Consider the following 21707-nt stretch of genomic DNA (forward strand, 5'->3'; position numbering starts at 1 on the left):
GCCTGCCGACCACTCGCGCGACGCTGCAGTATAGCGCCGCGCACCATGGCAAACATGCCGGCATCAACGTGGATCGACGGCTACTTGTTCCAGCACGAAGTTTGCGTCCCGCGCCGCCGGCCCGGCCGTCTGCGCCACCAGCCTGGACAGCGCCGAGTTTCGCCGCAGCAGGAAGGCCCGCAGCAGCGCGGGATAATCTGCGGGCGCGGCGTTGCGCACCGACTGGCGCGCCCGCAACACCCCGCGCCAGGCTTGCACCCGCGGCGCCAGCTTGAAAAACGCGAAGTCGGCGACGTCGTCGAAGGCGTCGAAGTAGCGAAATATCGGGCCGAAGACCGCGTCCACCATCGACATGCGTCCTCCCGAGAAATAGCCGCCGTCGCCCAGCGCCGCCTCGACCTGCTCGAACCGCGCGCGTATCGTGGCGGCCTGGTGCGACAACGCTTCGATGTCCGGCGCCCGGTAAAAGGCGCCAATGTCGTTGAGGATGGCCGAACCGAATTCCATCCACGCGCGGTGGCGGGCGCGCTGCAAGGCGCTGTCCGGGTGCAGCCGTGGCGCGCTGGTTTCGTCCAGATACTCGCAGATCACCGACGATTCAAAGATCGCCTCTGCATCGACCAGCAATACCGGCGTCTTGCCCAACGGCGAAACCGCCAGGAACCAGTCCGGTTTGTTCGCCAGGTCGATATCGACGCGCTCGAAGGCGATGCCCTTCTCTTCCAGCACAATCGCGACGCGCTGCACGTAGGGGCACAAGCTATGGCTGATCAGTCTTGGTAACGCGTTCATGGTTGCCTGGCCGTAAATTGATGATCGGGGTGTTTCATTGCGTTTCTCCATTCAAATCGTCGTGGATTCACTATATGATTTCGAATACGCAATGAAAATAGGCGGGAACGCACATCATGGTTGCAGCGACGCAATACAAAATTGGTTACGCCGACTTGGAGGTCGTACTGGCCCTGGTACGGGCCGGCACCTTGGCGCAGGCCGGCGAGCGTCTGTCGCTGGACGCGTCGACGGTGTTTCGCACCGTACAGCGCATTGAAAAGGGGCTTGCCGAACGCCTGTTTGAACGCTCGCGCAGCGGCTACGTGCCGTCCGAGCTGGCGCGGGAACTGGCCGCCCGCGCCGAGCAGATGGAGGCGCAGCTCGAAGCGGCTCGCTCGGCCGTACAAGGCAGCCCGGAGCAAGTATCCGGCACGGTGCGCATCAGCACCACCGACACGGTGCTGCACGGCCTGGTGGCGCCGGCGCTGCTGCAGTTGCAAACCAGCCATCCACTGCTGACGTATGAGCTGCACACCGGAAACGAGCTGGCCAACCTGACCCGCCGCGACGCCGACATCGCCGTGCGCGCCACCAAGCGCCCGCCGCAACATTTGGTCGGCAAACACGTCGGCCCGATCCGCGTCGCCCTGTTCGGGCCGAAGCAAGGCGGGCTGGCGAGCTTCGACGGCGACGTCGCGGCGCGCGCGCGCTGGGTGGCGCCGGACGACGCCTTGCCCGAGCATCCGTCCGTGCTCTGGCGCAAGAAGCATTTTCCCAAGGTGGCGCCGGCCTACCGGGTCAACAGCATCTTGACGGTGGCCGAACTGGTGGGGCGTGGATTGGGCATCGGCGTGCTGCCGCTGTTCCTGGCGAATCGCCGCTGCGACCTGGTGCAACTGAGCGAGGTGCTCGACGAGTGCCAGACCGAGTTGTGGTTGCTCACGCACATGGAGTCGAAGCATCTGCGCCGGGTCGCCGCGGTGTTCAGCCACCTGTCGCGGAATTTATTGCTGGATTGACGCTGCACTCTTGGCGCAATCAGAAAGCCCTTCACATTGAGCCACAGCACTGCAACAGCCAGACCAGAACTCACCCGGCATCCTATTCAGGATAAGTCCCACCCGCCCGCGACGAAAAATTAGTCGGTGTTAAAGCATATTATTATCAACGGAAGACCCAGGAAACAAGCATGGCCGCGACCAAACTTTCACTGAATGTCGAGCCGATGCTCCAGCAGATTTGCCATTTTGGCGCGATAGGCGGCGATGCCGCCTTGGGCGGGCGTAGCCGCATCGCACGGTCGGACGCGAAGGCGTGAAGCTCGGGCCGGCCTCGCTGGCCGCATCGAAGCGCGTCCAGGACTGCCTAGCCGCAGGCTGAAGCGCCGTTCGCCGACCCCATGGCGGCGCCAAGCCGCGCCGGCTATTTATTCTCGATACTCCCTCTAGGACAGCTATGTTAAACCTCAACCAGCGCGCCGTACGCGCGCCATACCCGGCTGAACTGGCCTCGATTATGAACATTGAACGTGCGCACGAGAGCCGTCAATAGTTGTCGCACTGGCCGCGGATCGCGCGCGGCGCCACTCCGCTGCACAGCCTGCCCGATCTGGCGCAAGGGCTCAACGTTGCGCAATTGAGCGTCAAAGACGAATCGCTGCGTTCCCCGCTGGGTAGCTTCAAAGCCCTGGGCGCGCCCATCGCCCTGGTGCGCCAGATCTTGCTGTTGCACCCGGACTTCGAACCGACAGCCATCCCGGCAGGTCGGTATGCGGACCAGCTCGCGGCGTACACCGTGACCAGCGCCACCGACGGCAACCATGGCCGCGGCTTGGCCGCCGCTGCCCGGGACGTCGGCTGTCGCTGCGTGATCGTGTTGCACGCCCACGTCGGCGAGGAACGCGAACGGGCCATCGCCATCCATGGCGCGCGGATTGTGCGCGTCAAGGGCAATTACGACAAGTCGGTGGAAGAAGCCGCGCGCCTGGCCGGCGCCAACGGCTGGCAGGTGGTGTCCGACACATCCTATCAAGGCTACGAGACGATTCCACGCGACGTGATGCAAGGCTAAGGCACCATCGCCGAAGAGATTGTTGAACAGAGCGCTGGCCGCGCCGGCGAGGCCGGGGCATTCACCCATGTTTTCCTACAGGGCGGCGTAGGCGGCATGGCGGCCGGGTTGGCGAGCTATTTCTGGGAGTTTCAAGGCGCGCAGCGTCCGCGCTTCATCGTCGTCGAGCCGGCACAAGCGGACTGCCTGCTGCAAAGCGCGGTCCAGGGCCGGGCGGTCCGGGCCACCGGCTCGGTCGAATCAGTGATGGCGGGCCTGGCGTGCGGCGCGACATCGCCGCTGGCCTGGCGCTTCCTGCAACCCTGCGTGGACGCCTTCATGACGATCGAGGACGACCAGGCGGTGCAGGCCATGCGCACGCTGGCCAGGGGCAGCGCTGGCGACATTCCCATTGTCTCCGGCGAATCCGGCGCGGCCGGGCTGGCAGCGTTGCAGCAGTTGCGGTCCGATCCGGCCTGGTCCCTCCAGGTCCGGCTCGACGAGCAATCGCGCGTGCTCGTCGTCAGCACCGAAGGCGCCACGGCGCCCAAGGTGTACCAGGCACTGGCCGGCGAGAGCGCCGAAGCCGTGCTCCGGCGCCAGCGGGCCTGGACCGCGGCGCGATAATTGACACCGACGGCAATCACCCTCAGGAGAACACCATGTACATCGACAATGAACTCGGCACCCAGATGGTGCGATGGCGGCACCAGCTACACCAGTTCCCCGAGACCGGCTTCAACGAGCATAAAACTGCCAACTTTATTGCCAACGCGCTTGAACTGATGGGCATGCAAGTGCACAGGGGTATCGGCGGCACGGGGCTGGTGGCCAGCCTCACGGTGGGCGAGGGCAAGGGCGTGATCGGCCTGCGCGCCGACATGGACGCCCTGGCGATGACGGAGACGGCCCAGGGCCGCCCCTACATCTCCCGGCATACCGGCTGCATGCACGGCTGCGGGCACGACGGGCACATGGCCATGTTGCTGGGCGCGGCCCAGAGCCTGACGCGCACCCGCGACTTCAACGGCACGGTGCGCTTTATCTTCCAGCCCGCCGAAGAACATGGCCGGGGCGCCAACGCGATGATCGGGGACGGTCTGTTCGATCGGTTTCCAGTCGACCAGATCTATGGTGCCCACAACATCCCCGGCCTGCCAGCCGGACACATTGCCACCCGCGCGGGCGGCATCATGGCCAGCGAGGACAACTTTGTCATTCGCATCCACGGTCGGGGCGGCCATGCCGCCCGCCCCCACATGGCCATCGACCCGCTGCTGGTGGCGGCCGAGATCATCCTGGCGCTGCAAACCATAGTGGCTCGCGCGGTCGATCCGGCCGACCCGGCCGTGCTCTCCTGCACCGAGGTCCACAGCGACGGCATCCGCAACGCGATCCCGGGCAACGTGGAAATCAAGGGCGATACGCGCAGCTACTCGCCGTATGTGCAAGCCCTGCTGGAACGCCGCATGCGCGAAATCTGCCACGGCATCGCCGCGGCGCACGGCGCCAACTGCGAGGTGGAGTACACGCACGAATTCGTTCCCACGGTGAACTGGCCGGAGCGCGCGTCCGTCGCGGTGCGCGCAGCCCAGGCCGTGGTGGGGACCGATAACGTGGACGGCAATGTCGCGCCGATGATGATCTCGGAGGACTTTGGGGCTTTCCTCAAGGTTGTTCCGGGCGCGTTCGTGTTCATAGGCAACGGTATTGCAGACCGCACCGGGAGGTGTGCCGCTGCACAACGCCAAGTACGACTTCAACGACGCCATCCTGCCCATCGGCGCGCGCTACTTCGCCGAGCTCGTACGGCAACGGCTTTCACCCGCTTGTTGATACCGACTGCGCCAGTGATGTCCTGCTGACCAAAAACCTGGTATTCGTCAGCACGCACTCGACGACCTACGCAATCGACCGCACCAGCCACCCAGCGGTGGCGCCGACCGGACATCGCGAAGCGTCTTTCGACATACGGTCCTGGGATCGAAGGCAAGCCTACACAATAGGTTGGCGCGGCGGCCAATCGAGCGCCTCAGCCGGGATCGTCGAGGAACGCGTAGACCTTGGCGCAAAGCGCGTCGCGGTCGGCCAGCTCGCATTCCCACAGCGTCAAGACCTTCCAGCCCAAGCCGGCAAGCGCCACGCGGTTCGCCTCGTCGCGGCGCCGGTTCCCCTCCAGCTTCAGCGTCCAAAACTCCACCCGCGACTTCGGTATGCGCGCACCCAGCACACAGCCCACATGCAAATGCCAGAAGCAACCGTGCACAAAGATGACCTTGCGCCGACCGGCGAACACCAGATCCGGTTTGCCCGGCAGCTTCTTCCCGTGCAAACGGTAACGGTAGCCGGCCGCGAACACCAGGCGGCGCACCAGCATTTCCGGCCCGGTGTTTTTCGAGCGGACGCGCGACATGATGTCGCTCCTTGTCGCGACGCCGACCGTGTCAACCACAAGCGCCCCGCGCCGCCAGTCGACCGCCTGGCCCAAAACAAAAACAATCGTCCATCCCGCCATTTCATCCACGAACGCCGCCACGCCCGGCACCGCCATATTATGTGCCTCTCCCTTTTCGATTTCCAGCGGAATTTCCCAACAGTGCTGCAGTCCGCCCCTCCGGTCTGCCCCCTGCACTTCGCCTCTGGCTTTAAGGATAACTGTATATAAATACAGTATAATAAATCCTAAAATAAATTGCCACAAAACAGGCAAATGGAACTTTCCCGGCGGCGGTGCTTTATACTACTGCCTGCCTGGCGGGGCCGAGCCCGCAGCCCACCTAGCGGCCCGTTTCCCGACGGCCCGCCAACCGGTGCGCCGCCCGCACAAACACACACTACCGGAAGAAGTAAACGCTTTGAACAAGTCACGCACCCCACACCCGCCCCAGCGCCGCCGCGGCGGCACCCAAGGCCCGACGGCGCCACAGACCCGGACGGCCGACGCTAAGGGGCGGCGCCGTGAAGCTTGAATCGATTGAACTGTTCGCCGGCGCCGGCGGGCTCGCCATGGGCTTCTCCGGGCAAAACGTGGACCACCGCGCGGTGGTCGAGTGGAACAGCCACGCCTGCGAGACGCTGCGCAACAACAAACTCAAACTGGTCGCCCCGATGAGCCACTGGCCGGACGTCACCGAGGGCGACGTCCGCCAATTCCTGTACGGCGGCCACCAGGGCCTCGACCTGGTCACCGGCGGCCCGCCCTGCCAGCCCTTCTCGATGGGCGGCAAGCACGGCGGCTTCCTCGACGAGCGCGACATGTTCCCGCAGGCGATCCGCGCGGTGCGCGAGGTGCGCCCGCGCGCCTTCGTCTTCGAAAACGTCCGCGGCCTGACGCGCGCCGCGTTCGCCAACTACTTCAACTACATCCTGCTGCAACTCGAATACCCGTCGCAGCAGCCGAAGGCCAAGGAGGAATGGCTGGACCACCTTGCCCGGCTGGAAAAACACAAGGCCAAGGGCGGCAAGCGCGAATACCGCGTCGTGCCCAAGCTGGTCAACGCGGCCAACTTCGGCGTGCCGCAAAAACGCATGCGCGTGTTCATCGTCGGCTTCCGCGAAGACCTCGGCCTGGATTGGGTATTCCCGGAGGAAACGCACAGCCACGACGCGCTGCTGCTGTCGCAGTGGGGCAACGGCGAATACTGGGCGCGCCACCGCGTGGCGGCGAAAAACCGCCCGGCCAAGCCGGACGGCCTGGAGCGCAAGCTCGGCATGCTGGCCGACGCCGACCCCGCCACCTTGGCGCTGCCGTGGGAAACCGTGCGCGACGCCATCTCCGACCTGCCGGACCCGGAAAAGCACCCGGGCAAGGAACTGGTGCAGGCGCACCGCTTCCAGCCGGGCGCGCGCTCGTACGCGGGACACACCGGCAGCCCGCTCGACGAGCCGGCCAAGGCGTTGAAGGCGGGCGACCACGGCGTGCCAGGCGGCGAAAACATGCTGCGCCGGCACGACGGCTCGGTGCGCTACTTCACGGTGCGGGAATCGGCGCGCATCCAAACCTTCCCGGACAGCTTCATCTTCGAGGGGGGATGGTCGGAAACCATGCGCCAGCTGGGCAACGCCGTGCCGGTGAAACTGGCGGCGGTCGTCGCCAACGGGGTGTGCAAAATGTTGCGGAAGGGATAGCAACGGAACGGAACGCGGGCGCGCGCAGGATTGAAGCGCGCTCCCCGCCCGCGCCGCTTACGGCGTCAACTCTTCGCCGTAAGGGTAGTCTTTGGTCGTTTTGTACAGCACCATGCCGTAGCTAATGATGGCGCCCTTCCATCCGACGCCGAGGAACGTTACCGCAGCTTGAAGCAGGCTGCGCGCGTCGTGTTTGACGCCGGCCAGACTGATCTGGCGCAGCAAATCGTCCGAAGGGACGGTGTATCTGAACACATACGGCAGTTGCACTTTCATCAGACCAAGCAAGATGGCCAATCCTATTTGCTCCGCCGAACCGGCATCGATGTCGATCAGAAAGTCGTCGACAATAGGGAAATGCCTATCGAACCAGCCGGGCCTGGTGGTGTCGCGGTTTTGCCCCGGATCCTTCGGCCCGAAACCGGCGCCGTTCCACATGCTCGCGTGCTTGCCTTTGTACATGGAAATTAACAGGTCCTCGTTCGCGGCCGTGCCCATGCTTTTATCCAGCAGCAACGCCTTGTAACCCACTCGGTCGGGGTCGATGCCCCTGCGGCCCTTGAGCTTTTCAAGGTGCTGGGAAAGCCGCTCACTGACGTCGTTCGCCTTGCCGAGGTAGACCGGAGCGCCGTCGTAATGCAGAACGTAGACGCCTTGGCGCGAATCCCTTTGAGCCTGGAACCCGCTGAGCGAGGCCAATGCGACATCGTTCAACTTCGATTCTTCCATGCCATCCAGCGTTTCTTTGAGTTGCGTAGACACAGTCTGAAGAAAATCGAACACGTAAATTGATTGCAAAATGAAGGCTCCGGAAATTTTGGTGGCAGGGATGGCCATGCGTGCGCAGCAGCGGAATATTTTACCTGATTGAAATCGTACTCCAGGGGATACGTATAGAGCCACTGCAAGTGCCATGGTCAGCTTACCTTCCACTCCATGGAACTGACTAACCACCAATAAGGAATATAATTAAGGAATTGAAATTCAAGCGGCCATGTATGACCAGTTCCCTCGCCTACTACAATCAAAACGCAGCCGCTTTTTTTTCCAATACCATCCATGTGGATATGTCGATCCTACACGATCGTTTTCTTTCCACTGTCAATCCAGGTGGATTGATTCTCGATGCCGGTTGCGGCTCCGGCAGGGATACACAGGCGTTTCTCGGCCGTGGTTTTCGGGTAAGGGCCTTCGACGCCTCGCCCGAACTGGCTCGTATGGCCTCCGAACACACCGGAATAAACGTTGAGGTCCGACGCTTTTCCGACGTACGCGAACAGTCCTGCTATGACGGTATTTGGGCCTGCGCCAGCTTATTGCATTTACCCCCACTGGATATTCCAGCCATTTTGGCGCAATTATGGACTGCGCTAAAACCGGGTGGGACTTTATATCTCAGCTTTAAGCATGGCGATGGCGAGCGAGTCCAAAATGGCCGACATTTCACCGATGCGAGCGAGATCCGGTTACGCAGCTGGCTCGCCGCGCTGCCTGATCTGCTTGGCGTGGAATGCTGGCTATCGACCGATCAGCGTCCGGGGCGAGTCGAGCCGTGGCTCAACGCCATCCTATTGCGTGCACCGCAAGAAAAAAAGCAGTTGATCACCGGTGGCGACGATCCCTTTCTGCCGCACCTTTGCGGCGCCATCAACCGCGCGTCCGAGGTCGATCTGGCGGTGGCGTTCGTTAAAGCCACGGGACTACGTTTATTGCTTCCCGATTTGTACGGTACGCTGGCGCGCAATGGAGCCAACAGAGAAAGGGTGGGGCGCGTTCGCGTGCTAACCAGCGATTATCTCGATGTTACCGATCCGGAGGCATTGCGGCTATTGATGTTGCTTCAAGCGCAAGGCGCACAGGTGCGCGTATACGAATCGGCCGGTGGCAGTTTTCATCTGAAAGCCTATATATTTACCCAACTGGATGACGAAAACGGCTTATGCGGCACAGCCTTCATCGGTTCCAGCAATATCAGCAGGCAAGCGCTGCAAAACGGATTGGAATGGAACTACCGGATCGACTATCCCGGGGAGCAAGGTTTCCTTGAAGCGCGCGCCAGGTTCGACGAGCTATTTGCGAGCGCGCGCTGCGTACCCTTGACCGACGCGTGGATCGATCAGTACCAGGCCCGTCGTGTTCCACTGCCGCTCGCAGTCGCGCCCGGTAGCCAGGAACAAGATCCCGCGCCGCTACCGACCGGCGTCCAAGAAGATGCCTTGCTTGCGCTCTCAGAAACCAGAGACGAGGGTTTCCGCCGAGGTTTGGTGGTATTGGCCACCGGTCTTGGCAAGACCTGGCTGGCCGCTTTCGACGCCGAACAGTTCGACGCCAGACGAGTATTGTTCGTCGCTCACCGAGAAGAAATTTTGAATCAGGCGGCGGAAACTTTTCTGCGCATTAAACCACGCTCAAGAGTCGGCCTGTATATGGGAAAGACATGCGACGTTGAGGTCGATGTGCTGTGTGCGTCGATCCAGACACTCAGTCGCAACACTCACCTTGAGCGCTTTTCCCCCCAACATTTCGACTACATCGTGGTTGACGAATTCCATCATGCGGCGGCGTCCACTTATCGGCGCCTGCTGAGCTATTTCGCCCCCCGTTTTATGCTCGGACTGACCGCGACGCCTGACCGCTCGGACCAATCAGACATTTTGTCGTTATGCGATGACAATTTGGTGTTCACCTGTGGCCTATTCGCCGGAATCGAGTCCGACCTGCTGGTGCCGTTCCACTACTACGGTATTTTCGACGAATCGGTCAATTATGCGGAAGTGCCTTGGCGTAATGGCCGCTTCGACCCGGAACAATTATCCAACAAACTGGCCACGCTGGCGCGCGCCCGGCATGCACTGAAAACATGGCGTCTGCACAAGCAGGAACGCACTTTGGCGTTTTGCGTATCGATTTCCCACGCCGATTTTATGGCGCTCCAGTTCGCTAAAGCCGGGATCACATGCGCCGCCGTCTATTCGGGCTCAGCCTTGAGCCGTGGGGATGCCTTGGCTCGCTTGCGCGATGGCCGCCTCGCGATTATTTTTTCGGTTGATCTATTCAATGAAGGGGTGGACTTGCCCGTGATAGACACGGTGATGATGTTGCGGCCGACCGAATCGAAAATCCTTTTCCTTCAACAACTGGGTCGGGGCTTGCGTAAGAGCCCGGGCAAGGAGAGATTGGTAGTGCTCGACTTCATCGGCAACCATCAAAGTTTCCTGCACAAGCCGCAGGCGCTGTTTGAAATCGGTTCCAGCTACAAACAATTGGCAAAATTCGGCCGCGATCTGGAAGAAAAACGACTCAAGCTGCCCAAGGGTTGTTACATCAATTATGACTTGCAGTTGGTAGCATTCCTGAAAGCCCTCGACAACGGCGACGGTATTCAAAAGGAGTATCAAGCGCTGAAGGAAGCTTTTGGACGGCGGCCAACACTGAGCGAGTTCTACCGCGCCGGAGCCAGTTTGCCAAAATTGCGGCAGCAATATGGCAGCTGGTTCGAACTGGTCGCCGCCGCCGGCGACCTCGACGAGACCGAACAAGCCATTGCGCTCGATCACCGCTCTTTTTTGCGCGAAGTGGAAACCACCAAAATGACCAAGAGTTTCAAAATGGTGCTGTTGGAGGCTTTCCAGGAATTAAACGGTTGGCGCGCCCCGATTCCGACCACGGCCTTGGCCATACGGTCCTGGCAAGTGTTGCAGCGGCGGCGCGCCTTGCTCGTCGACCTCCCCGATGCGCAGCGTCAAGTATCGGACGCGGCGGACATTACCTGGCATCGTTATTGGCAAGAAAACCCCGTGCTTGCCTGGATCGGCGGCAACCGCCCTGCCAACGCCAGCGCCTTTTTCAAGGTTGTAGACGGCACTTTTCAAGCCGCATTCACGCTTCGACCAGAACAACAAGCGGAGTTCGAGTCCATGTTGCAAGAGCTGATCGATTTCCGTCTGGCGGCTTATGAAGTTCGTGGCGCCAATGGCGATGCGCCCGGCAATGTGATCCAGTTCAACCGGCTTCCGAACCCACCACATATCGATCGCACGGAATTGCCCTATTTCCCGAACCTCAAGATCGCTTGCGGCCATTTCAAGAATGCCACGGCGGATGCCGAGGAATACCGCGCGCTCGGACCTAAGCATGGCCGCCTGGACCCGGAGCGGCACTTTCTCGCCCACGCATCGGGCAATTCCATGGACGGGGGGAAACATCCGATTCGGGATGGTGATTTCCTCTTATTCGAACATCTTGCAGCCACGAACGCGGGATCCATCACGGGCGCGATCGTGGCAATCGAGCGCCAAGACGCATCAGGCGAGGGGAATCAATATCTGTTGCGCGTAGTGCTGAAAGCGCCCGATGGAAGCTACCTGTTGCGTGCTAATAACGCCGACTATGCGGACCTGCCGGCAACCGAGGAAATGCGTACCTTGGCCCGCCTCAAGGCCGTAATCAGTCCGCACGACATGGCGCTCGACCGGTCCTTCATGCGGGAAGATATTGCGCCGCTGTTCAGTAGTACGTTTAATCCCGGCAACTGGAATACGGGGCATGTTGTGCTCACCGACCAAAAGGCCCATGTATTGCTCGTGACACTCAATAAGAGCGGCAGAACTCTTGATCACCGCTACTTGGACCACTGGATCGATGCCACTCACTTTCATTGGCAAAGTCAGAACGCCACGACGCCCCACAGCAAGCGAGGACAGGAAGTAATCGAGCATGCCAAGCGAGGCATTGACGTCCACCTATTTGTGCGTGAAAACAAACTATTTAATGGAAAGGCCGCCCCGTTCGCTTATCACGGCATGGTTTACTACCAAAACCATATGGGAAGTGGCCCGATGAGTGTGGTTTTCAAGGTCGAATGAAGCTGCCGATGCCGTTACTTGCCGGAGAGTACCACATGCGTCGGCTTCAGCTCCATACAGTTATGGCGCAGCAAGTGCCTGCTTTGCAACGTCTGCGGCCACGCTTAGGGAGCCGATCAGTTCAAGTAGGTTTGACGCCCGAGTTCGACAGTTTGATTGGTTTTTCCCCGTCTTTTTGATCGCAGGAGCGAGTATCCATGCTGGGGGCGATGGGCAGTGCCGACACTCGAAAAATTTTCAAAATACAATTTTCTTTTGAGAAACTGCGCTGCGCGCTGCGCCTTCGGCGCGCCACCGCTACGCGGTGGCAAATGGGCGATTCGGAGAGGGCTGGGCCAGTAGGCCCAGCCCTTCGAATCCCCCGCGCAAGGCCCGCAGGGGCCTTGCTTCTCTCCGCCAAGGCTACAACGCAAAAAGCCACCCGAGGGTGGCTTTTGCTTTTGTATCCTTGGCGGAGAGAGGGGGATTCGAACCCCCGATAGGCTATGAACCTATACACGCTTTCCAGGCGTGCGACTTCAACCACTCATCCACCTCTCCTGCATTACATCTTCGTTCTCACGAAGAGCGCGAATTATAGCAAAAATTACGCGAAGCACCAAGTTTTCCGACAAGCTACTTTGCGCGCGGCGCGGGGCGCCAACAACACCCAGCGCCGCGCCCGCCGTCAGCGTGTCAGGACGCCTCTTTCAACTGCTCCAGAATCGCCGGATTTTCCAGCGTGGAAATATCCTGGGTAATCGTCTCGCCCTTGGCCAGCACGCGCAGCAGGCGGCGCATGATCTTGCCCGAGCGCGTCTTCGGCAGGTTGTCGCCGAAGCGGATTTCCTTCGGCTTGGCGATCGGGCCGATTTCCTTGGCGACCCAGTTGCGCAACTCCAGCGCCAGCTTCTTGGCTTCCTCGCCGGTCGGGCGCGCCTGCTTCAGCACGACGAAGGCGCAGATCGATTCGCCGGTGGTGTCGTCCGGCTTGCCGACCACGGCCGCCTCGGCCACCAGCGGGTTGGCCACCAGCGCCGATTCGATTTCCATCGTGCCCATGCGGTGGCCCGAAACGTTCAGCACGTCGTCGATACGCCCGGTAATGGTGAAGTAGCCGGTGTCCTTGTTGCGGATGGCACCGTCGCCGGCCAGGTACATCTTGCCGCCCAGCTCCTCCGGGAAGTAGCTGCTCTTGAAGCGCTCCGGGTTGCCCCAGATGGTGCGAATCATCGACGGCCAAGGCCGCTTGACGACCAGGATGCCGCCCTGCCCGTTCGGCACGTCGTGGCCGGCCTCGTCAACGATGGCGGCGGCAATGCCCGGCAGCGGCAAGGTGCACGAACCCGGCACCATCGGCGTCGCGCCCGGCAGCGGCGTGATCATGTGGCCGCCCGTTTCGGTCTGCCAGAAGGTGTCGACGATCGGGCATTTCTCGCGGCCGATGTTTTTGTAGTACCACATCCAGGCCTCCGGGTTGATCGGCTCGCCGACACTGCCCAGCAGGCGCAGGCTGCCCAGGTCGTAATTGTCCGGGTGGACTTTCGGGTCGACGTCGGCCGCCTTGATCAGCGAGCGGATCGCCGTCGGCGCCGTGTAAAAAATGCTGACCTGGTGTTTTTTAATCGTCTCCCAGAAGCGCCCGGCGTTGGGGAACGTCGGGATACCCTCGAACACCACCTGGGTCGCGCCGACCGCCAACGGGCCGTAGGCGATGTAGCTGTGGCCGGTGACCCAACCGATGTCGGCGGTGCACCAGAACACGTCGGCCGGCTTGATGTCGAAGCTCCACTTCATCGTCAGCGCCGCCCACAGCAGGTAGCCGCCGCTGGCGTGCTGCACGCCCTTCGGCGTGCCGGTCGAGCCGGACGTGTAGAGGATGAACAGCGGGTGTTCGGCGTCGACCCATTCCGGTTCGCACACGGCCGGTTGCGCCGCCACCAGTTCGTGCAGCCAGACGTCGCGCCCGGCCGCCATCGGCAGCGCGCTGCCGGTGCGTTGATACACGACGACGTTGCGGATGCTGTCGCATCCGCCCAGCGCCAGCGCCTCGTCGACGATGGCTTTGAGCGCCAGTTGCTTGCCGCCGCGCAGTTGCTGGTCGGCGGTGATGACGGCCACCGCGCCGGCGTCGATGATGCGTTCCTGCAGCGATTTGGCCGAGAAGCCGCCGAACACCACCGAGTGGGTCGCGCCGATGCGCGCGCACGCCTGCATCGCCGCCACGCCTTCGACCGACATCGACATGTAGATGATGACGCGGTCGCCCTTCTTGATGCCCAGCGACTTCAAGCCGTTGGCGAACTTGCAGACCTTTTCGTGCAGCTCTTTATACGTGACCTTGCTCGACTGGCCGTCGTCGGCTTCGAAGATGATGGCGATCTTGTCGGCGTTGCCGTTTTCCAGGTTGCGGTCCAGGCAGTTGTAGGACACGTTCAGCTGCCCGTCCTCGTACCATTTGTAGAACGGCGCGTTGTCTTCGTTCAAGGTTTTGGTGAACGGTTTGTGCCAGGCCAGGTTTTCCCGCGCCAGCCGGGCCCAAAAACCTTCGTAGTCTTGCTCGGCTTCGGCGCACAGCGCGTTGTAGGCGGCCATGCCGGATATCGTCGCCTGCCCGCTAAACGCCGCCGGCGCGTGGAATACGCGCGATTCCTGTGGTCCCTGTTGCTGCGTGCCCTGCCCTGAGTTTTCTGTCGCGGCCATGCTTGTCTCCATTGAATAATAGTTTGTTAACAATGTAGGCGGTGTCGCTTACGGACGCCTTACATTGCCCTGTTTGCTGCGTGGTTGCACAACTGCGGGGGCGCTGCGGCTTGGCTAACTTGTCTGGGAATGTGTATTTTTATGTAATTTTACCAACTTTTAGCGGGGTTTGCTGGAGGCGTTTTGGCGGCCTTGTAAACCAGGGGCAAGCGCCGGGGTCGGCCGCCTCGCGCCAAGGCGAGAAGGCCTGACCCCGTATCGGGGCCGCGCGCCGAGGCGGACGACTCCATCATCGCCGAAAAAATTGTGGCTGACGCCTTTGTTTCGTGGTGTTTGCGTGAAATCAAGACGCGCCACCGGTGTCGGGACCGTACGCATGGGCTTGCAGCCCGTGTAAAATGTCGGGCATATTAACTTGCAGCATCTTAGGAGCAGACCACGATGACAGTCCCGCAACACACCAAGCAGCAGGCCAAGTTGAGGCCGCTGCCGTCCTTCATTTTCATGACGCGCTGGTTGCAACTGCCGCTGTATCTGGGCCTGATCCTCGCGCAATGCGTGTATGTGTTCCATTTCTGGGTCGAGCTGAAGGACCTGATCGGCGCGGTGTTCGGCAACGAGGCGGCGCTGCAGCATATTTTCCAGGCCGTCGCGGTGCCCGGCACGGTGCCGCCCACCAAGCTGAACGAGTCGACCATCATGCTGGTGGTGCTGGGCCTGATCGACGTCGTCATGATCTCCAACCTGCTGATCATGGTCATCATCGGCGGCTACGAAACCTTCGTCTCGCGCATGCACCTCGACGAGCACCCGGACCAGCCGGAGTGGTTGTCGCATGTGAACGCGTCCGTGCTCAAAACCAAGCTGGCGATGGCCATCATCGGCATCTCCTCGATCCACCTGCTGAAGACCTTCATCAACGCCAACGCCTACACCAGCCAGGTGCTGATCGCCCAGACCGTGATCCATCTGGTCTTCCTGCTGTCGGCGCTGGCCATCGCCTACACCGACCGCATCATGGTGGGCACGCAAAACGAAATCAAGTCTCATTAATACCGACCCCACAGCGAGAACACCATGACCATCATAAAGCAAGAAGACCTGATCGAATCCGTCGCCGCGGCGCTGCAATACATCAGCTATTACCATCCGGCCGATTACATTGCACACCTGGCGCGCGCCTACGACGCCGAGCAGAGTCCGGCGGCGAAGGACGCGATCGCGCAGATCCTGACCAACTCGCGCATGTGCGCCGAGGGCAAGCGGCCGATCTGCCAGGACACCGGCATCGTCAACGTCTTCCTGAAGATCGGCATGGGCGTGCGCTTCGAGGGCTTTTCCGGCACCGTCACCGACGCGATCAACGAGGGCGTGCGCCGGGCCTACAATTTCGAGGACAACAAGCTGCGCGCCTCGATCGTCGCCGACCCGCATTTCGATCGCAAGAACACCAAGGACAACACCCCGGCCGTGGTGCACATGGAGCTGGTCGCCGGCAACACCGTCGACGTCAAGGTCGCGGCCAAGGGCGGCGGTTCGGAAAACAAGTCGAAATTCGTCATGCTCAACCCGTCCGACTCGCTGGTCGACTGGGTCATGAAGACGGTGCCGCTGATGGGCGCCGGCTGGTGCCCGCCGGGCATGCTGGGCATCGGCATCGGCGGCACCGCCGAGAAGGCCATGCTGATGGCCAAGGAAGTGCTGATGGACGACATCGACATGTTCGACCTGAAACAGCGCGGCCCGCAAAACAAGACCGAAGAGCTGCGCATCGAGCTGTGCGACAAAATCAACGCGCTCGGCATCGGCGCCCAGGGCCTGGGCGGCCTGACCACCGTGCTCGACGTGAAAATCATGATGCACCCGACCCACGCCGCCTCCAAGCCGGTGGCGATGATCCCGAACTGCGCGGCGACCCGCCACGCCCACTTCGTGCTCGACGGCTCCGGCGCCAGCTACATCGAACCGCCGCTGCTGTCGTCGTGGCCGGACGTGCACTGGACCGCCGACACCGAAAAGTCGCAGCGCGTCAACCTCGACACGCTGACCAAGGCCGAAGTGGCGGCGTGGAAACCGGGCCAGACCCTGCTGCTGAACGGCAAAATGCTGACCGGCCGCGACGCCGCCCACAAGCGCATCCAGGACATGCTGGCCAAGGGCGAAAGCCTGCCGGTCGACTTCGCCAACCGCGTCATCTACTACGTCGGCCCGGTCGATCCGGTGCGCGACGAAGCGGTCGGCCCGGCCGGCCCGACCACCGCCACGCGCATGGACGGCTTCACCGACATGATGCTGGAGAAAACCGGCCTGATCGCGATGATCGGCAAGGCCGAGCGCGGTCCGGCGGCGATCGAATCGATCAAGCAGCACCAGTCGGCCTACCTGATGGCGGTCGGCGGCGCGGCCTACCTGGTGTCGAAGGCGATCAAGACGGCCAAGGTGGTCGGCTTCCACGACCTCGGCATGGAAGCGATCTACGAGTTCGACGTCACCGACATGCCGGTAACGGTGGCGGTCGATTCGACCGGCACCTCGGTGCACAACACCGGCCCGAAAGAGTGGCAGGCGAAGATCGAGCAACTGAGCAGCGTGGGAAAAATCCCCGTCGCCGTCGCTTAAGCTCCCCGCGCGCCGCTGGCCTGGAAAAAAACCAGCGGCGTAAAACCGGGGTCTGCCCCTCGGGGACGCGGTGTCCCCGTCCGCCCCCGGAATTACGCCCTTGGTTTTAATGCGAAGAAAGACATGCTCCCACTTGCCCCCCTTACCTCCCCCGCAGACGCGCCCATCGGCGTGTTCGACTCCGGCGCGGGCGGGCTGTCGGTACTGCGCCATATCCGCGCGCAACTGCCGCAAGAACACCTGATGTATTTCGCCGACACCGGCTTCGCGCCGTACGGCGGCAAGTCCGAGCAGGTGCTCGTCGAGCGCTCGCTGGCCATCGCCGCCTTCCTGCTCGAGCGCGGCGCCAAGGCGCTGGTGGTGGCCTGCAACACCGCCACCGTCGCCGCCATCAAGGCGCTGCGCGCGCGCTACCCGGCGCTGCCGCTGGTCGGCGTCGAACCCGGCCTGAAACCGGGCGCCGCCCTGACCCGCAACGGCAAGGTCGGCGTGCTGGCGACCGTATTCACGCTGTCCGGCGAAAAATTCCTGGCGCTGCGCGAGCAGATCAGCGCCGCCAGCAAGGTCGAATTCCTGTTGCAGCCTTGCCCGGGCCTGGCCGACCAGGTGGAAAAAGGCGAACTCGATACGCCCGCCACCGTCGCCCTGCTGGAGGGTTTCATCGCGCCGCTGCTGGCGCAGGGCGTCGACACGCTGGTGCTCGGCTGCACCCACTATCCATTCGTGCTGCCGCAGGTCGAGCGCATCATCGCGCAACACGGCGCGCCGGTCGCGCTGGTCGACACCGGCGACGCGGTGGCGCGGCAACTGGCCCGGCTGCTGGCGGCGGCGGCGCTACAGCGCGGCGGCGACGAGGCGCCGCAATTACGCGGCTACACCAGCGCCGACGCCGCGGCCCTGTCGGCGAAGTTCGCCACCCTGCTGGGCCTGCATCCGCAGGTGGAAGAAGCGCGCCTGGCCGGCGCCCCGCAGCCCCTTTAAAAGGCGCCGCATTTAAGTTTGCACATTCGCGGAGAACTTTGTATAATTCGGCACCTGTCTAGGAAATATCTAGACAAACGTTAGTTCAGTGGTGGCTGTAGCTCAGTTGGTAGAGTCCAGGATTGTGATTCCTGTTGTCGTGGGTTCGAGCCCCATCAGTCACCCCATTTACTGTTCAACGTGCAAGAGAAAACCAAGTCGCCTACGCGGCTTTTTTTTCGCCCTCCGCGCCTGTTGCAAATCGCGGAAAAGTTTGTATAATGCGACACCTGTTTAAGAAGCACCAAGACAGGCGTTCGTTCAGTGGTGGCTGTAGCTCAGTTGGTAGAGTCCAGGATTGTGATTCCTGTTGTCGTGGGTTCGAGCCCCATCAGTCACCCCATTTACTGTTCAACGCGCAAGAAAAAATCCAAGCCGCCCACGCGGCTTTTTTTTCGTCCCCGCCCCCATTCCCATGCAGATTTCGTAGGTCGGGTTAGCCCAACGGGCGTAACCCGACAACGTTGGCCCAAAGCAGCGCGCCTCGCTTCGGCCAACATTGTCGGATTACGCTCGCCTCGGCGGCCCCCGCATCCGACCGACGACACCGCAACTCAACGGCCATCGCGGCCTGTGCCCTTTTTCATGGTTCGAAACGGATCTCGCGGTCCAGCCGGCGCATCCACTGTTCCGCCACGTCCTTGCTGCACATGATGTGGCGGGTTTCGCCGTTCGGCAGATCGGCGAAGCGCAGCAGGCTGAAGCCCTGCTGGCTCAGACCGCTCTGGCCGATCAGGTACTGCGCCTCCTCCTCCGCCACGAACATCAGGTCGGCGCGCTGGGCCTCGATCATCGCCACCATGTTGACGCTCTCGGCGCTGGTCTTGGCCAGCGCCGGATGGATTTTCAGCAGCGCCTCGTCGATATAGCCGCCGTAGGAATAGTTTTCCTTGACTAACACGCGCAGGCCCGGCGTGGCCAGCGCGCTCTCCAGCGCCAGCTTTTGCCCGATCGGGTAAGCGCTGCGCATCAACGCCACCGTCGGCAGGTCGCGGTAAATCGCTTTGGAAAAACGCGCGAAGCGTTCGCGCTCGCTGTTCTTGAACCAGCCGACCACGCAGCGCGCGCCGCCCTCCTTGAGCAGCGCCAATTGCCGGTTGATCGGCGTCTTCAACCAGTTGACGTCGATGCCGGCGGCGCGGAACGCGCGCTCGGCAACGCTGGCGGTGAGGCCGTTGACGCTGCCGTCCGGCGCCCCGGCCATATACGGCGGGCGCTCGTTGTAGTACAGCGTGACGGCGTCGCCGGCGCGGCAGGCGCCGCCGCACAACAGCAACAGCAGCGGCAGCCAGGCGGCGCGCCGCAGCGATGCAACCATCTGGCTTGTCGGCTTCATTGCGCCAGCGCTATTGGACGGCGGGCTTCCTGGCGGCGATCGCCTTGTTCAGCTTGCCGATGACCTCGTCGGACACCTGCTTGCTGCACATGATGTAGCGGTAGTCGCCGTTCGGAATGTCCGCCATTTGCAATTGCTGGAAGGTCTTCGCGTTGATGCCGGCCGGCGAGGCCGTCAAACCGCTGGCCGAGCCGTCCGCGGCGGGAATAATGTAGGGCGGGCGTTCGTTGAAACTGAGGGTGATTTTGTCGTCGGCCTGGGCCAAGGCCGGGGACGCCAGAAACAGGCATGCCGCGTACTGCGCAAAGCGAAGAACATTCATGGCGATACTCCTGCGAGTGGGTCGAGCAAGCGCGCCAAGCCGCATCCGCCAATTGCACCGTCCGGCAAGCGACTCCAGGCACCTTGTCTATTCTACATCCGTCAGATATGTGCATACAGAAACTTTTTGGCTTGTGCCGGAAAGCCGCATTTGCCTCGGCGGTGCTGGCAAGGTCAGCGGGCCGACCCCGCCGGATTAGCAGAGCGCAATCCGACGCCGAGCGCGCGCTGGCTGCGACCCCGCCCCCTCAGTTGCCCTGGCGCACGCGCCTGAGCAGCCACAGCGCCAGCCCGAACAGGGCGGCGGCCCACGGCGCGGCCGTCGTAGCGCTTGCTCAAATGTTCAATGTGGATCGTGGCTCTCCTGGATTAGCGGCGGCAAGCCGGCTTACTCGACTCATGCAAGTGAGTTGCAAAATAACCGCATGATATTGTCAGACCGATTTTAATGCAACATTCTTGCATTAAATATTTACCACAGGGGAGGCAGCAGGCAAATTAAAAAAATGCCACCGATGTTGCACGAAAGAATTAGATTAGGACTACAATGGGGTAGCCGTTTTGCGATGCAGCCGCGCGGCACCAGACTTACCGGGCGACAATAACGCCCTCCCCCCACTACCTCACTCAACAGGAGGGCCGGCAATGCTGGACTTGGCAGCGACCCTGCCGTCTCGCTGCGACCGCGGCCACGAAATACCATGTCTGAAGAAAAAAGCGCACTCGAACTCAGCACGTATAGCAAGGACACGCCGATCGGCCGTCCGGACGTCGACGGCCGCGCCGGCGTGTTCGTACCGACCGACGAATTCGATCTGGACAATACCACCACCATCCGCAAGGGCGCCGGCGTAGTCGGTTATGGCAATCTGGATGGCTCGCTGACGGTGTACTTCGAAGCCAACCGCTTCGACGATTCGAGCCTGCACAAATGGGAAAACAAGGCGCGCAAGGCCTACGATCGCATGGTGATGGGTTCGCCAACCGTGTCGAAGATCGCCAAGATCGATTCCAAGATGCTGGAACAGGTCGGCGTCATCGACGGCATGGGAATTAACTTGAAGCATCCGGAACGCCTAAGCATGTGGCTGGCGCGCTCGGACTTGTCGGACACGGCGCCGGAACAAAACATCGTGTTGTGGAAAAAATAGGCGGCGCCCGTTTGAAACCCGGGCCGGCATACTCTTGCCGGCCGGGCATGATCTTGCCATAAATATACTCGACGGGCGTTTCTCCTACGCCGTCGCGGACGTCCATCCGATTCACACAGTCATTACTATCTCATATCATTCAAGCACTCCCAGAAACTCTATGGAACATGATATGTCCCACCTTTTTCCCGTCGCTTTCGGCGCATTGCAGCTTGGTTTGGTGGCTGCTGCGACCTATATTCTGTGCTCGGCGCCGCTGCTGCACGAAGCCGTCGTGTTTTTCGCGCACTGAGCCTAGACTAGAAAAACCACTGGCATAACCCGCCCCCGAGCTTGCACCCCGAGAGTAAGGCGCGGGCCTTAACGGTGGCCGTAGCCGCGCCCGCCCCAACCATGATGCCTGCCGCCATGCCGGCCACCGCTCCATCCAAACATGAAGTCCAGTCCGATGCTTACCGGCGGCGTGTAAAAGTACGGCTGTGGCGCATACAGTGGCTGCGGCAAATACACAGTTTGTTGCACATAGACGGGTGCGTTGCCGTAGCTTCGCTGCGGCGCGTACACCGACACGGCCGACACGGTGTGCCATTGGTATGGATCGAAAGGCTCGGCCCAACGGCTTCCGTAATAAGCGGGACCAGGCGGCGCCACAACGCAGCCACCCAGAGCGACGAGCGACACAGCGGCCAGCAGGCTTTTCATGGCAAATTCTCCTATCCTAACAAGCAATACTATAAGAAAAATTTGCCGGACGCCGCACAT

Annotated in this window: 15 protein-coding genes, 3 tRNA genes and 2 pseudogenes; 12 read left to right on the top strand and 8 right to left on the bottom strand. The window is 61.8% G+C overall.

Going from position 1 to position 21707, the window contains the following annotated elements; translation table 11 throughout:
- Positions 1-63: 63 nt before the first annotated feature.
- The gene (locus ACFDR9_RS03390) at positions 64-792 is read right to left on the bottom strand and encodes a glutathione S-transferase family protein (protein ID WP_409030081.1); all 729 of its coding nucleotides are present in this window, start codon (positions 790-792) and stop codon (positions 64-66) included.
- Between the two features lie 116 nt (positions 793-908).
- Between ACFDR9_RS03390 and ACFDR9_RS03395 the strand changes: the two genes are divergently transcribed.
- The 4 genes and pseudogenes from ACFDR9_RS03395 to ACFDR9_RS03410 all read left to right on the top strand — a co-directional run bounded on the left by ACFDR9_RS03395 (position 909) and on the right by ACFDR9_RS03410 (position 4659).
- The gene (locus ACFDR9_RS03395; RefSeq protein WP_409030082.1) at positions 909-1793 is read left to right on the top strand and encodes a LysR family transcriptional regulator; all 885 of its coding nucleotides are present in this window, start codon (positions 909-911) and stop codon (positions 1791-1793) included.
- Positions 1794-1963: 170 nt separating this feature from the next.
- A complete protein-coding gene (locus ACFDR9_RS03400; RefSeq protein ID WP_409030083.1) occupies positions 1964-2092 on the top strand; it encodes a hypothetical protein in 129 nt (42 codons plus the stop codon).
- A 233-nt stretch (positions 2093-2325) separates the two neighbouring features.
- A pseudogene (locus ACFDR9_RS03405) lies at positions 2326-3450 on the top strand (diaminopropionate ammonia-lyase).
- A 35-nt stretch (positions 3451-3485) separates the two neighbouring features.
- Positions 3486-4659: pseudogene (locus ACFDR9_RS03410) on the top strand (M20 aminoacylase family protein).
- A 196-nt stretch (positions 4660-4855) separates the two neighbouring features.
- Here ACFDR9_RS03410 and ACFDR9_RS03415 read toward each other — a convergent pair.
- Positions 4856-5374 (bottom strand): very short patch repair endonuclease, encoded by a 519-nt coding sequence (locus tag ACFDR9_RS03415; RefSeq protein ID WP_409030084.1) that lies wholly within the window; start codon positions 5372-5374, stop codon positions 4856-4858.
- Between the two features lie 407 nt (positions 5375-5781).
- Between ACFDR9_RS03415 and ACFDR9_RS03420 the strand changes: the two genes are divergently transcribed.
- Positions 5782-6951 (top strand): DNA cytosine methyltransferase, encoded by a 1170-nt coding sequence (locus tag ACFDR9_RS03420; RefSeq protein WP_409030085.1) that lies wholly within the window; start codon positions 5782-5784, stop codon positions 6949-6951.
- Positions 6952-7008: 57 nt separating this feature from the next.
- Here the strand turns inward: ACFDR9_RS03420 and ACFDR9_RS03425 are convergent, their stop codons facing one another.
- A complete protein-coding gene (locus tag ACFDR9_RS03425) occupies positions 7009-7788 on the bottom strand; it encodes a GIY-YIG nuclease family protein (RefSeq protein ID WP_409030086.1) in 780 nt (259 codons plus the stop codon).
- 161 nt (positions 7789-7949) lie between these two features.
- Between ACFDR9_RS03425 and ACFDR9_RS03430 the strand changes: the two genes are divergently transcribed.
- Positions 7950-11816 (top strand): DUF3427 domain-containing protein, encoded by a 3867-nt coding sequence (locus ACFDR9_RS03430; RefSeq protein ID WP_409030087.1) that lies wholly within the window; start codon positions 7950-7952, stop codon positions 11814-11816.
- Positions 11817-12265: 449 nt separating this feature from the next.
- Here ACFDR9_RS03430 and ACFDR9_RS03435 read toward each other — a convergent pair.
- Positions 12266-12356, bottom strand: a tRNA-Ser gene (locus ACFDR9_RS03435).
- Positions 12357-12491: 135 nt separating this feature from the next.
- A complete protein-coding gene (gene acs / locus ACFDR9_RS03440) occupies positions 12492-14498 on the bottom strand; it encodes an acetate--CoA ligase (protein ID WP_409030088.1) in 2007 nt (668 codons plus the stop codon).
- 441 nt (positions 14499-14939) lie between these two features.
- On the opposite strand from acs, the gene ACFDR9_RS03445 reads away from it, so the two are divergent.
- From ACFDR9_RS03445 to ACFDR9_RS03465, 5 genes are all read left to right on the top strand, one after another.
- A complete protein-coding gene (locus tag ACFDR9_RS03445; RefSeq protein ID WP_017878659.1) occupies positions 14940-15551 on the top strand; it encodes a TIGR00645 family protein in 612 nt (203 codons plus the stop codon).
- Between the two features lie 24 nt (positions 15552-15575).
- Positions 15576-17117 carry a fumarate hydratase gene (locus ACFDR9_RS03450; RefSeq protein ID WP_017878658.1) on the top strand — a complete coding sequence of 514 codons (1542 nt, stop codon included), beginning with the start codon at positions 15576-15578 and terminating at the stop codon, positions 17115-17117.
- Positions 17118-17240: 123 nt separating this feature from the next.
- Positions 17241-18098, top strand: a complete 858-nt coding sequence (murI, locus tag ACFDR9_RS03455; protein WP_409030089.1) for a glutamate racemase — start codon at positions 17241-17243, stop codon at positions 18096-18098.
- A 91-nt stretch (positions 18099-18189) separates the two neighbouring features.
- A tRNA-His gene (locus tag ACFDR9_RS03460) sits at positions 18190-18265 on the top strand.
- 139 nt (positions 18266-18404) lie between these two features.
- Positions 18405-18480, top strand: a tRNA-His gene (locus ACFDR9_RS03465).
- Between the two features lie 240 nt (positions 18481-18720).
- Here the strand turns inward: ACFDR9_RS03465 and ACFDR9_RS03470 are convergent.
- The gene (locus ACFDR9_RS03470) at positions 18721-19473 is read right to left on the bottom strand and encodes a substrate-binding periplasmic protein (protein ID WP_409030090.1); all 753 of its coding nucleotides are present in this window, start codon (positions 19471-19473) and stop codon (positions 18721-18723) included.
- Positions 19474-19483: 10 nt separating this feature from the next.
- Complete coding sequence (locus ACFDR9_RS03475; RefSeq protein ID WP_409030091.1) at positions 19484-19795, bottom strand: hypothetical protein; 312 nt, start codon at positions 19793-19795, stop codon at positions 19484-19486.
- A 700-nt stretch (positions 19796-20495) separates the two neighbouring features.
- On the opposite strand from ACFDR9_RS03475, the gene ACFDR9_RS03480 reads away from it, so the two are divergent.
- On the top strand, positions 20496-20945 hold the full coding sequence (locus ACFDR9_RS03480; protein WP_409030092.1) for a hypothetical protein: 450 nt from the start codon (positions 20496-20498) through the stop codon (positions 20943-20945).
- Between the two features lie 360 nt (positions 20946-21305).
- Here the strand turns inward: ACFDR9_RS03480 and ACFDR9_RS03485 are convergent, their stop codons facing one another.
- Positions 21306-21647 carry a hypothetical protein gene (locus ACFDR9_RS03485; protein ID WP_409030093.1) on the bottom strand — a complete coding sequence of 114 codons (342 nt, stop codon included), beginning with the start codon at positions 21645-21647 and terminating at the stop codon, positions 21306-21308.
- Between the last annotated feature and the right edge of the window lie 60 nt (positions 21648-21707).

Source organism: Janthinobacterium sp. CG_23.3 (assembly GCF_046115965.1).
Classification (GTDB): Bacteria; Pseudomonadota; Gammaproteobacteria; order Burkholderiales; family Burkholderiaceae_D; genus Janthinobacterium.